This is a genomic window from Paraclostridium tenue (assembly GCF_039521565.1).
Taxonomy (GTDB): Bacteria; Bacillota; Clostridia; order Peptostreptococcales; family Peptostreptococcaceae; genus Paraclostridium; species Paraclostridium tenue.
This window is the reverse complement of the sequence record NZ_BAAACP010000002.1, coordinates 269,390-283,076: the sequence shown is the minus strand read 5'-3', so window position 1 is coordinate 283,076 and position 13,687 is coordinate 269,390. Positions and strand designations below refer to the sequence as shown.

The following is a 13,687-nucleotide window of genomic DNA, read 5'->3' as shown; positions in this document are numbered from 1 at the left end:
TAGACATAATCTACACTCTTAAAATATATATAATACAAAGAACAAAATTAAGGAGGAAAATATGGATAATTTAGATTCAGACCCCGGGGGTATACTCTCGAAATTAATTCTAATAGCTATACTAACAGCTATAAATGCTTTTTTTGCATCTGCAGAAATGGCAATAGTATCAGTTAATAAGTCAAAGGTTAAGGCTTTAAGTGAGGAAGGTAATAAAAATGCAAAATTATTATATAAACTTATTAAAGAGCCAAGTAACTTTTTATCAACTATACAAATAGGTATAACACTAGCTGGATTTTTCTCAAGTGCATCTGCAGCCACTGGTTTATCAACTTATATAGCAAATATTTTAAGGTCACTAAATATACCATATACTAATGAAATATCAATGATAGTTATAACTATAATACTTTCATACTTCACACTAGTATTTGGTGAGTTAGTTCCAAAGAGAATAGCACTTAAAAAATCAGAAAGTATAGCACTACATTCTGTAAAACCAATATATTTTATATCTATAATAGCTAAGCCATTTATAAAAATACTTTCACTATCAACAGGACTTGTATTAAAGTTAACTGGAAATAATGATTCTGATATAGAAGATACTGTATCAGAAGAGGAAATAAAAGCATTAATACACAGGTCTACAGAAGATGGTTTAATAGATGATGATGAAAAAGAAATGTTATGTAAGGTATTTGAATTTAATGATAGGCTAGCAAAAGAAATTATGACTTCAAGAAGTGATACTTTCTTAATAGATATAGATGATGATTTTAAAGATGTATTAGATAAAATACTAGAATTAAATTATTCAAGAATACCAGTTTATAAAGACGATATAGATAACATTATTGGTATATTATACGTAAAAGACTTATTAGCAAAAACTAGAGAAGTAGGCTTTGATGATATAAATATAAAAAGCATACTTCACAAATCATATTTTGTTCCAGAAACCAAAAGAACAAATGATTTATTTAAAGTTTTAAAAGAAGCTAAAATTCATCTAGCAGTATTATTTGATGAATATGGTGGATTTTCAGGTATAGTTACTATGGAAGATTTAGTAGAAGAAATAATGGGAGATATTGAGGACGAATATGATATAGGTAATGATATAAGTCAAATAGATGAAAAAAGTTATAGAGTTAAAGGTTATTTAAGCGTAAATGATTTTAATGATAGATTTAATATGGATATAGAAATTGGAGATTACGATACATTAAATGGATATTTAATAACAACTCTAGGTAAAATACCAAATGAAAATGAGGTAGTAATATTAGAAGATGTTAAATTTACAGTAGCAAAAGTTGAAAATAGAAGAGTAGAAGAAATTATAGTAAGTTTATTAAAGCTTAGTGAAAAATTATAAACAAATCAAATATTTAAATTAAAGTTTTCATATAATGTATAAACTTACAACTTGGAGGGCTATGTATGTATGAGATTATAGTAAATTCAATATCTACACTTATACTAATTTCACCACCAATTTTTATAAAATATTTGATAAACAATATGATAAATATAATTAAGTACTACATTTGTATGACACATTTAATCAAACTTCAACTGGAAATATAATAAAAGAGTATTGATTAATCAATACTCTTTTTACTTAAAATTAGTAAGATATTTTTAATAAAAGAATATTTAAATAGGAAGTGATAAAATGCTAAAAAATGGAGCTGTTATATTTTTTTCAGGAACAGGAAACACAAAATATGTAGCTAGGCTTTTTAAAGAAAGATTTAAAAAAGAAAATATAGAAATAGATACTATAGATATACAAAAAACAGAAAAGCTTAACAAAGAATATGACTTTTACATATTTGGAGGACCTATTCACGCTGAAATGGTTCCTAAAATACTTACAGATTGGGTAATAAAAAATATACCAAATAAACACAAAAAATGTATAGTATATCACACTCTAGCAGGAGATAAGCATAGTCCAAGTAGAATATATTTAGCTAAATTACTCAATAAAAAAGGCTTAGATGTAGTTATAAATACATCTATACAAATGCCAAATAATTATTACCATAGATTTTTTAAAAGAGAAACAGATGAAGAAATTTTAAATGTATTAAAATTAGCTCCAAATAGAGTTGATGAAATAGTAAAAGACTTTTTAACTGACAATAGAAGTGACATAGATTATAAAAAAAGTACAACTATGTTTAAAATTGTTTATAATGGTTTTTTAGTATATGCAAAAAAATATGCAAAGAGAAACTTTTCGTTAGACGAAAAAAAATGTATAAACTGTAAGATATGTGAAATTGAATGCCCAACTAAAAACATATCTATGAATGATAAAAAAATAGAGTTTTACAATAAATGCATAGGTTGTGAAAAATGTATTCATAGATGTCCTACAAATGCAATCTTATTTGGGAAAAAAACTTTTATACCATATAAGATAGAACACTATTTAAAAAAATAAACTTTAAGAAATAAAAAGGGTGTCATTAAAAAGATACTCTTTTTAAATTTGATATAGAAAATGAAAAAAAAGGAAAAAAACGTATTAAATCAAAGGCTATTATATGTAAATCTTGCTATTTAGCTAAAAATATCTAAATAATGCATATTATGTGTTAATATAAATGTAAATATGGGTAAAATTTAATTAATTACAAAGGAGAGGGAACAAATGATAGTAAACAGAAGAGAACTTAAATACCCTATAGGGGAGATGGATTATTACAAAGTTAATGAACTATTTAAAGAAGTATTAACTCCTGATCCTAATAATAAGGAGTATGGATATAGGATAAGAAGTTTATATTTTGACAGTATTAATGATGATGATTATTATTCAAAGATAGATGGAGAAGAAATAAGAAAAAAAATAAGACTTAGAATATATGATACAAAAACAGATACTGTAAAACTTGAAATAAAAAGAAAAATGAATATAAACCAAAGAAAAGAAACAACAACAATAACCAAAGAAGATGCCATAGCACTTATAAATAAAGATTATAGTGTATTACTTAAATATGATAATGATACAGCTAAAGCAGCTTATAATATTATGACTATTGGGCAATACCGACCTGTAGTACTTGTAGATTACAACAGGCGAGCTTATATTCACAATGAAAATAATATAAGAGTTACATTAGATAGTGATATAAAATCTAATGAATTTGATTTTGATATGTTTAGCGAAGATGTAGTTATGAATCCGATAGTTGATTATTATAATGCACTACTTGAAGTTAAGTTTGATGGAGAGTTATTTTGTTGGATATCACAAGCACTAACAGGACTTGATACAACTAATCAATCAGTTAGTAAATATTGTAGTTCAAGAAGATTTTTTGAAAATTATATGTTATAAGGAGAGTATTGAATGAAAGAAACATTATATAAGTATTTAACATCACAAAGTGGGACAATCACTGCATTTGATGCTATAGAAACAATGTTTATAGCATTTTTATTATCAATGGTAATATTTTGGACTTATAAAATTACGTTTAGTGGAGTAATGTATAATAGAAAATTTAATGTATCACTAGTTATGTTAACATTAGTAACTACTATGGTTATGATTGTTATAGGAAATGATATAGCACTATCTTTAGGTATGGTTGGAGCTTTATCTATAGTTCGTTTTAGAACAGCTATAAAAGATCCAAGAGATACTGGATATATATTTTGGGGAATAGTAGTAGGCCTTAGTGTTGGAAGTTCTAACTATATGATAGCAATAGTAGGTTCACTATTTTTATTTTTGGTACTTCTTATGTTTAGCTTTAGTGGATTTGGAAAGGAAGATAGATACATACTTATTATAAGAGGCTTAAGAGAAAGAGAAGAAGAAATAATGAGATGTGTGTTTAATTCTTTTAAAGGAAGTCAGTTAAGGGCTAAAAACTCTGTAGGAAATAATATGGAAATAATTTATCAAATAAAAATAAAAAACAATGAAGATAAAAATATAATAAATGATTTATATAACATAGAAGGTGTAAATACAGTTAACATAGTTGCACAAAACGGAGAAACTATAGGTTAGGTGATAAATTATGAAAAAGGATATATTTAGAAGTTTTGTAGCACTTATGTTTTTATTTTTAACACTATTAGTTGTAGCAAATTTAGGAAATATAAAAGAATTAACAAAAGAACAAAATAAAAAAACAAAATCAAAAGAATTTACAAATTACTATAGAGGTGAAGCTTTAAATCAAAATTACAACCTACCAATAGTAGTTATAAATACAAATAAAAATACAATAAAAAAAGATAAAGAAACTGTTGGAAGTATTCAAATTTATGATAATAAAAATGGATTAAATAATTTAGGTAATGAACCTCAAGTTGTAAGTAGAGCTAGTTTTAAAGTAAGGGGAAATAGTACAAGCAAATATCCAAAAAAACAATTTAGTATAAATCTTTTAAATAAAAAAGGAAAGAAAAAAGAAGAAAGTCTTTTAGGTATGCCAAAAGACTCTAGTTGGGTATTAAATGCACCTTTTTCAGATAAATCGCTTATGAGAAACTACATAACATTAAATACAGCAGGACATATAATGAATTATGCTCCTAAAGTAAGATTTTGTGAAGTGTTTGTAGTAGATGATGGTAGTTTAGATATAAAAAAAGATCAGTATCAAGGTGTTTATATGATGATTGAAAAAATTAATAGAGGAGAAGATAGAGTAGATATAACTAAAACCTTAGATCATGTAAGTGAGACAAGTTTTATAGTTGCAAAAGATAGACAAAAACCTGGAGATATATCTATTAACTCATATGGAAAATCTACTTATATATATAACAAGGGACTTAATATAGAATATCCAAAAAAAGATTTAACTCCAGAAAAATATCAATATATTAAAAAATATATAAGCGAGTTTGAAAGAATGCTTTATTCAGATAAATTTAATGATCCAGCTATAGGATACAATAAATATATAGATACAGATTCTTTTGTAGATTTTTATATTATAAATGAATTTTTTAAAAATACAGATGCCGGAATATACAGTACTTATGTATATAAAGACTATGAAAGTAAAATGAAAGCTGGCCCAGTATGGGATTTTAATCAATCACTAGGAAATCACACAGAAGATATTGGAGAGCCTTTTGAATATAAAGGATTTTTCATGAACCAAAGACCTTGGTTTGACAGATTAATGGAAGATAAACAATTTGCAGATAAAGTTGTTAAAAGATATAAAGAACTAAGAAAAACTTACTTAAGTGATAGATATCTATTAGGGGAAATAAATAAGGCTAAGAAAATATTAGGTGGTTCAATTTCTAGAAACTTTGAAAAATGGCCTATAAGCTTATCTAATCAATCAGCTGTATTTGAAGAGAATGAACCAATACTAAGTAATTATTCTTCTGATATTAGTGAGTATAAAAATTTCCTTAAAAAAAATAAACACTTATTAAAGTCTACTTCTGGTAAAGCCAAAACTTACAAAGAAGAAATATATTTAATGAAAAAGTTTATTATAAATAGAGGTAAGTGGATGGATGAAAATATAGATAGTCTTAGTAAATGGGCAAGTTAATAGAGGTGAAGCATTATGAAAAAATTTCTAGCAATTTGTATAGTAATATTTTTGTTAATTGCAATGACTATAGGAGATTTTATTGCAAATAAATCTGTACCAAAAGATAAAACCTATTTTACTAAAACTGAGGGGAAGAATATTTATATAGTTAAAAACAACAAGTGGGAAAAATTAGATATAGTAGGGGTGGATTTAAATTCAACTAAACCTGGAGTGTTTCCAAATGAAGATAAAGTAAGTAAAGAAGAATATATAAGATGGATAAAAGATATTTATGATATGGGAGCAAACTGTATAAGGGTTTCAAATTTAATGAACGAAAGTTTCTATAGTGCTTTATATGAGTTTAACAAAGACAAAAAAGATCCAATATACTTAATGCAAGGTATATATTTTAATGAAACTTTACTAAAAAATGGACAAGATCCACAAGGAAGTAAACCAGAACAAGCTTTTAAAAGAAACATAAAACTTATAATAGATTCCATACATGGAAATCCGTACAATTTTAACAAATTAAATCCAACACAACTTTATAAAACTGATGTATCAAATTATGTAATAGGATATAGTCTAGGAATAGAATTTGCAAAACATGACTTAATATATACAGAAATTATGAATCAAAAAAATGTATATATAGGCAAATATTTATATACAGATAATAAAGCATCATCTTTTGAAGCATATATGGCTAAGATGGGAAATTATGCTATAAGTTATGAGTTTAAAAATTATACAAAACAAAGCTTAATAAGTTTTATAGGAACAGCTTCACATCATATAGTTAGTAGCAGTACAAATAGAGTTAACAAAAGTATATTATCAAATAAAGATAGTGCAAATGGTGATGAAGATATAAAAAATTATTTTGATGTAGAAAATATTAAAGCTAAAAGGAAATTAAAAACAGGTGTAATAGCTGGATATAATATATATCCATCCTATTCAGAAGTAAAAGAGTATCAAGATAATATTGATGAGTATTTTAAAAAAATAAATAATTATCATAAAATCCCTGTAATAATAAGTGAATTTGGAGTTCCTTCAAGTCGTTCTGGAGGAGATTTTAATAAAGATATTGATAAAGGGTATATAACTGAAAAAGAACAGGGTAAGGCCTTGGTTGATGTGTATAAAGCCATAAAATCTTCAGGAATTGCAGGATGTTTTATATTTGAGTTTCAGGATAGTTGGAATGCATCATCATGGAATACAAAGGATAGTAAAATACTAGATAGATCAGCTTACTGGAGTGATGCACAAACATATAGTCAAAATTTTGGGCTTATGACTTTTGAACCAGGTAAATTAGAAATTACACCTTATCCTGATGACAGCTTAAATGAATGGAAAGAAGAAGATATTGTAAGTAAAAATGAAGATTTAAGCTTATCTATAAAAAATGATGAAAAGTATTTATACTTTATGATTAAATCAAAAGATAAAATAGACTTAAAAAAGGATGAGTTATATATAGACCTAGATACAACACCTAAGTCAGGGGCTAATAAAAGTTCTCAATATAAATTAGATTTTAACAATCCTGTAGATTTCATTATAAAAATAAATGATAAGGATTCTATGATAGCAGTACATGAGTATTATAATAGATTTAATTTTTATGAGAATAAGACTTTATATGAACAAAGACCAGATTTAATAAAGAATACACCTGATATGGATCATTTTTCACAAATACTTATAGAAACCAGACCTAAGATGTATGTGGAATCTTTAGGAAAAACACAAGATAAGTTAACTTATGAAACAGGAAAGTTAATTAAAGGAAATGCTAATCCAGAAAGTAAAGATTTTAATTCAATAGCTGATTATTATATAGGAGATAATTATGTAGAAGTTCGTATACCATGGGGACTTTTAAATTTTATGGATCCTTCAACGAAGCAAATACAAGATGATTTTTATAAAGAGTTTAAAACTAATTCTTTGATGATAGATGATATAAAAGTTGGAGTTACGAAAAAAGAAAAAGAACAAACTTTAAGTAGATTAAATAGTATTTCTTATAAATTGGATGGATGGATGTTTCCTAAGTATCATGAGAGATTAAAGCAATCTTATTATATAGTTAAGAATGAGTTAAATAAAAGATAGAGAGGAAAATATTATGAAAGCTATCGCTAATATATATATAATATTAAGTTTTTTCATATATATAATATCCTGTTCTATTATTTATATGATAGTAAGAGGTATGATTAATCAACATTTTAATAAAAAAGTAGAAAAAACTAAAAAACAGATCAAAGGGGAAATTCTTAAACAATTAAATTGTATAAAATCTGATGAAGCTATATCTAAAATGGATATAGCTTCTATTAGAGAAAAGCTAAAACAAAAACATTACATTAGGGCTTTTAATGCTATCTTAAAAGAATTTAATAAAGATAAAAATAATCATAAATATATAAAAATATATATGGAAAACTTTGAAGATATAATTACTATTAACGTCAAAAAATATAGAAAAAAAGACAATATATTAAAAACTTATTTAGCTACACTTCTTGGAGAATATAGGATTAGTAATTACGAAATAAGTGAATTTTTACTTGAATGTATAAATACTAAGTCTATATATTTAAGAATTTCAGCATTAGAATCAATAGCAAGAATAGGAAATATCAGCACTTTTAAACGTGCAATTGAATATATTTCCAAGGAAAATAAGTATATAAATAATAAAGTTTTTACAGATATATTAAATCAATTTGGCGGAGATAAATATTACCTAGATAAATACTTAATAAATAATTTAAAAAATTTTAGTGAAAATATACAAAAGGTAGTTATTGAACATTTTAAAAATAATAAAACTGACTTTGTTAAAGAAGATTTACTAAATTATTTAAATGACAATATGAATAAAGAAGTGAGTATAAGTATAATTAAATATTTTTCAGTTATAAAATATGAAAAATCTAAAGAAAAAATAATAGAACTTTTAAATAATAAAGATTGGGAATTTAGGGCTGTATGTGCAACAGCACTTAAAAATTATAAATGTAAAGAAAGTAAAAATGCATTAACAAAAAGTATAAAAGATAAAAACTGGTATGTAAGATATAATTCAGCAATAACTATACTTGAATTTTCAGATGATGATTTAATAAATTCAATATTATATGAAAATGATAAATATGCAAAGGATATACTTTTTTATGCAATGTTTATAAATGATAAAATATCTTATGATGATTATTTAGAAGAATCAGGAAAGGTAGAGGTAGGGTATCAATGTTAAGATTAATAATAGACTATTTAAATATATTTTTTATGCACTATATATTAATTTATGCAATAGTGTTTTTTATATCTACTATATTTTCTGTATTAGAACTAAATGAAGAAAAGCTTAGAAAACAATATTTAAATGAATTATCTTTAAAAAGCAATGATAACTATATGCCTATATCTATATTAGTTCCTGCATATAATGAGGAAAAAACAGTAATTGACTGTATAAACTCATTATCATATTTAGATTACCCAGAATATGAAATAATATTAATAGATGATGGATCAACAGATGATACATCTAATATAGTTATAGATTATTTTAAATTAAAGAAAGTACCAAGACCAATAAGAAGAATTGTAAATTGTAAAAAAGAAAAATATGTATATGAAGGCAAAGTTAAAAATAACATAAATCTTATATTAGTTAGAAAAGAAAATGGAGGAAAAGCTGATGCCTTAAATATGGGTATAAATATATCAAAATATCCATTATTTGCATCATTAGATGCTGACTCAATACTCCAAAGAGATTCATTAAGTAATATTGTTATGCCTTTTATGGAAGATGACACTACAGTTGCTGTTGGAGGAAATATAAAAGTTGCAAATCAAGTTGTTTTAGATAAAGGTGAGGTTGTAAAAGTTTTATCTCCTAAAAATTTACTTGCAATATTTCAAACTATAGAATATTATAGAGTATTTTTAACTACTAGGGTTTGGTTTAATAGTTTTAATGGGAATTTAATAATTTCTGGAGCTTTTGGAGTTTTTAAAAAAATTTCAGTTTTAAATATAGGAGGATATGATACTGATACAGTAGGGGAAGATATGGACCTTGTAGTAAAATTACATTCATTTTATAGAAAAAATCAAATACCTTATAACATAAAATATGAGCATAATGCTATATGTTGGTCACAAGTACCAGAAACTTTAAAAGATTTAAGTGGGCAGAGAAGGCGTTGGCATATAGGACTTATTACAAGTTTAAAAAATCATAAATATATATTTCTAAATCCTAAATATGGGATAGTGGGTATATTTTCTTTTTTATACTTTGTAGTGTATGAATTATTTTCGTGCATAATCGATGTATTTGGGATAATTATAATAATTATATCTTACTTTAGTGGTTTTCTTAATATGGAGTTTTTAGTTATCTTTTTACTTGTATATATTTTCTATAGTGTTGTAATGTCTATAACTTCAATAATTCTTGAAAATTATATATTTAAACATATCTCAAGTCTAGGTTCTTTATTAAAATTAATATTTTTTGCAGTCATTGAAAGTTTTGGATATAGACAACTATGTTCTTGGTATAGGATAACAGGATTTATAAGTTATAAAAAAAGAAAAAATCAATGGAGCAAGATAAGTAGAAAAAAACAAAATAGAATTAAATATTCTAATGAAGTTTAAAATGATGAAATAAAATTACTATATTCAGAAAATTTATTTAAAAAGTAAAATTATATGAAATAAATTTTCTGGATATATAAAGTTCATATAAAATAAATACGTAAAAATAGCTAAAAATTAATATTTTTATCGATAAATATACCCTTTAGTCAAAAAAATAAAAAATAAAATGAAAATTTATTGCCAAAGATAACGTTTTCGTGATATTATATAAACAAGGAAAAAGAAAATAAATTTCAAAAGGGTGGGAGAAAAAAATGCTAGATATTATAAAAGATAAATTAATAGTATCTTGTCAAGCTCTAGAAGATGAACCACTACATAGTTCTTTCATAATGGGTAAAATGGCAAATGCAGCTAAAATAGGAGGTGCAGTTGCTATAAGAGCACAAGGAGTAGAAGATATTATAGAAATAAAAAAAGTAACAAATTTACCAGTAATAGGGATTATAAAAAGAAATTACGAAGACTCACCAATATATATAACACCAACAAAAAAAGAAATAGATGAACTACTAACTACAAAATGCGAAATGATAGCAATAGATGCCACAAATAGAAATAGACCTAATAATGAAAATTTAGAGGAACTTATAAATTACATAAAATCAAAAAATGTATTAGTTATGGCAGATATATCAAATTATGAAGAAGCAATAAAAGCTTATGAATATGGAGTAGACTGTATATCAACTACTTTATCAGGATACACGCCATATACAAAAAAATTAGAGGGGCCAGATTTTGAGTTAATAGAAAAATTAGTAAAAGAATTAGATATACCTATAATAGCAGAAGGAAGAATAAATACTCCTGAAGAACTTAAAAAAGCATTAAGTCTAGGAGCATATTCAGCAGTAGTAGGTTCAGCTATTACAAGACCACAACTTATAACAGAAAAGTTTACAAAAGCAATAGCTAAAAATTAAAATAAAATATGGGAGGATAATAAGATGAAAGGGATTTATTCAGCTTTATTAGTATCATTTGATGAAAATGGAAACATAAACGAAAAGGGATTAAGACAAATAGTAAGACACAATATAGACGTTTGTAAAGTAGATGGTTTATATGTAGGAGGTTCAACAGGTGAAAACTTTATGTTATCAACTGATGAAAAGAAAAGAATATTTGAAATAGCTAAAGATGAAGCTAAAAACGATATTAAATTAATAGCACAAGTAGGATCAGTTAATTTAAAAGAAGCAGTTGAACTTGCTAAATTTGCTACAGAATTAGGGTATGATTCATTAAGTGCTGTTACACCTTTTTACTATAAATTTGATTTTGAGGAAATCAAACACTACTATGAAACAATAGTAAATTCAGTAGATAATAAAATGATAATATATTCTATACCATTTTTAACTGGTGTAAATATGAGTTTAGATCAGTTTGCTGAGCTATTTGAAAATGAAAAAATAATAGGGGTTAAATTTACAGCAGCAGATTTCTACTTACTAGAAAGAATGAGAAAGAGATTCCCTGATAAGTTAATATATGCAGGATTTGATGAAATGATGTTACCAGCAGTTGTTTTAGGTGTAGATGGGGCTATAGGTTCAACATTTAACGTAAATGGTGTTAGAGCTAAGCAAATATTTGAACTAGCTAAAAATAATAAAATAGAGGAAGCTAGAGAAATACAACATATAACAAATGATTTAATAACTGATATATTAGGAAATGGATTATATCAAACTATAAAATTAATACTTGAAGAACAAGGGGTAGAAGCAGGATATTGTAGACAACCTATGAAAGAAGCAACTGAAGAAATGAAACGAAAAGCTAAAGAAATGTATAATAAATATTTTGGAAAAGAATTAGATAAAGTAAATGCTTAGTACTTAACAATATTAATAATGGGCTATCAATTAAATTTTGATAGCCCTAAATACAAGGGGGATATGAACATGAACAACAATATGGTAGGGTTTACAGGCGTTGATTTTGCCGTATTAGCAATCTATCTGCTAGCAGTACTACTAGCTGGATTATTCTTCTCAAAGAAGGAAATGAAGGGGAAAGAGTTCTTTAAAGGTGACGGAACAATTCCTTGGTGGGTAACTTCAGTATCCATATTTGCAACATTACTAAGTCCAATATCTTTTTTATCACTTGCAGGTAACTCATATGGTGGAACTTGGATATTATGGTTTGCACAACTTGGAATGTTTATAGCAATACCTTTAACAATAAGATATTTCTTACCTTTATATGCAAGACTTGATTTAGATACAGCATATCAATATTTAGAAATAAGATATAAAAGTAAAGGTCTTAGAGTCTTAGGAGCTTTGATGTTTATAATATATCAAATAGGTCGTATGTCAATAATCATGTACTTGCCATCAGTAGTTTTAGCAGATCTTACAGGGATTTCAGTAAATGTACTTATAATAGTAATGGGAGTAATTGCAATAATTTATTCATATACAGGTGGTTTAAAATCAGTTTTATGGACGGATTTTATACAAGGAGTTGTACTTATAATAGGAGTTACAGGAACATTATTCTTCTTAATTAGCAATATTAATGGAGGATTTGGGGAAGTTATGTCAACTCTTACAGATGGAAAAAAATTCTTAGCTAATAATGAAGTAATGTTTAATCCAAATATATTTTCAACAAGTGCATTTATAATATTTGTAGGTGCTGGATTTAATACATTCTCATCATATATATCAAGTCAGGATATAGTTCAAAGATTTACTACAACAACAGACGTAAAACAATTAAAGAAAATGACTTACGGAAATGGAATACTATCTATGGGACTTGCAACAGTATTTTATTTAATAGGAACTTGTTTATTTGTATTTTACACTCAAAATCCAGAACTAGCTCAAACTGTTAAGCAAGACCAAATATTTGCATCATATATAGCATATCAATTACCAGTAGGAATTACAGGGATATTATTAGCAGCAATATATGCAGCAAGTCAATCAACATTATCAACTGGGCTAAACTCGGTTGCAACAAGCTGGACATTAGATATACAAACAATGATATCTAAAGATATGAGCTTTGAAAAACAAACTAAAATAGCACAATATATATCTTTAGGAGTAGGTATTGTAGCTATAGGAGTTTCTATGATACTTGCAAATGGAGAAATAAAATCAGCATATGAATGGTTTAATAGTTTTATGGGATTAGTACTTGGAGTTTTAGCTGGAATATTTGTACTTGGAGCATTTAGTAAAAAAGCTACTAAATTAGGTGCATATGTAGGATTTATAGTATCAGCTATACTTGTGGTATTCTTAAAGTACAATGTGCCAGAAGTAACTTCTTGGGCATACTCATTAATAACAATAACTACATCTGTGGTTGTTGGTCAAATAGTTAGTTTAGTTCAAATAAAAGTAAGTAATGTAAGAGAAAAAGTTACAGAAGAAGCAACAGTACACTATGAAGCTTAGGGGGAA

At 25.8% G+C, this 13,687-nt stretch carries 11 protein-coding genes; all 11 read left to right on the top strand.

The window, feature by feature from the left end; translation table 11 throughout:
* The first annotated feature begins 61 nt into the window (after positions 1-61).
* The 11 genes from ABFX13_RS03135 to ABFX13_RS03085 all read left to right on the top strand — a co-directional run bounded on the left by ABFX13_RS03135 (position 62) and on the right by ABFX13_RS03085 (position 13,681).
* Positions 62-1,384: a hemolysin family protein gene (locus ABFX13_RS03135; RefSeq protein ID WP_346042291.1), complete on the top strand. Its 1,323-nt coding sequence runs from the start codon at positions 62-64 to the stop codon at positions 1,382-1,384.
* A 300-nt stretch (positions 1,385-1,684) separates the two neighbouring features.
* Positions 1,685-2,461 (top strand): EFR1 family ferrodoxin, encoded by a 777-nt coding sequence (locus ABFX13_RS03130; RefSeq protein ID WP_346042289.1) that lies wholly within the window; start codon positions 1,685-1,687, stop codon positions 2,459-2,461.
* Between the two features lie 210 nt (positions 2,462-2,671).
* Positions 2,672-3,364 (top strand): polyphosphate polymerase domain-containing protein, encoded by a 693-nt coding sequence (locus ABFX13_RS03125; protein WP_346042285.1) that lies wholly within the window; start codon positions 2,672-2,674, stop codon positions 3,362-3,364.
* Between the two features lie 12 nt (positions 3,365-3,376).
* Positions 3,377-4,045 (top strand): DUF4956 domain-containing protein, encoded by a 669-nt coding sequence (locus ABFX13_RS03120; RefSeq protein WP_346042283.1) that lies wholly within the window; start codon positions 3,377-3,379, stop codon positions 4,043-4,045.
* Positions 4,046-4,055: 10 nt separating this feature from the next.
* Positions 4,056-5,561 (top strand): CotH kinase family protein, encoded by a 1,506-nt coding sequence (locus ABFX13_RS03115; protein ID WP_346042280.1) that lies wholly within the window; start codon positions 4,056-4,058, stop codon positions 5,559-5,561.
* Between the two features lie 15 nt (positions 5,562-5,576).
* Complete coding sequence (locus ABFX13_RS03110) at positions 5,577-7,682, top strand: hypothetical protein (protein ID WP_346042277.1); 2,106 nt, start codon at positions 5,577-5,579, stop codon at positions 7,680-7,682.
* A gap of 13 nt (positions 7,683-7,695) precedes the next feature.
* Positions 7,696-8,832 carry a HEAT repeat domain-containing protein gene (locus ABFX13_RS03105; RefSeq protein ID WP_346042275.1) on the top strand — a complete coding sequence of 379 codons (1,137 nt, stop codon included), beginning with the start codon at positions 7,696-7,698 and terminating at the stop codon, positions 8,830-8,832.
* Positions 8,826-10,250, top strand: coding sequence for a glycosyltransferase family 2 protein (locus ABFX13_RS03100; protein ID WP_346042273.1), 1,425 nt, complete (start codon positions 8,826-8,828; stop codon positions 10,248-10,250). Before ABFX13_RS03105 ends, ABFX13_RS03100 begins: the two co-directional genes overlap by 7 nt.
* Positions 10,251-10,507: 257 nt before the next feature.
* Positions 10,508-11,179 carry an N-acetylmannosamine-6-phosphate 2-epimerase gene (locus ABFX13_RS03095; RefSeq protein ID WP_346042270.1) on the top strand — a complete coding sequence of 224 codons (672 nt, stop codon included), beginning with the start codon at positions 10,508-10,510 and terminating at the stop codon, positions 11,177-11,179.
* A gap of 24 nt (positions 11,180-11,203) precedes the next feature.
* Positions 11,204-12,097, top strand: coding sequence for an N-acetylneuraminate lyase (locus ABFX13_RS03090; RefSeq protein ID WP_346042267.1), 894 nt, complete (start codon positions 11,204-11,206; stop codon positions 12,095-12,097).
* 81 nt (positions 12,098-12,178) lie between these two features.
* A complete protein-coding gene (locus ABFX13_RS03085) occupies positions 12,179-13,681 on the top strand; it encodes a sodium:solute symporter family protein (protein ID WP_346042421.1) in 1,503 nt (500 codons plus the stop codon).
* Positions 13,682-13,687: the final 6 nt, after the last annotated feature.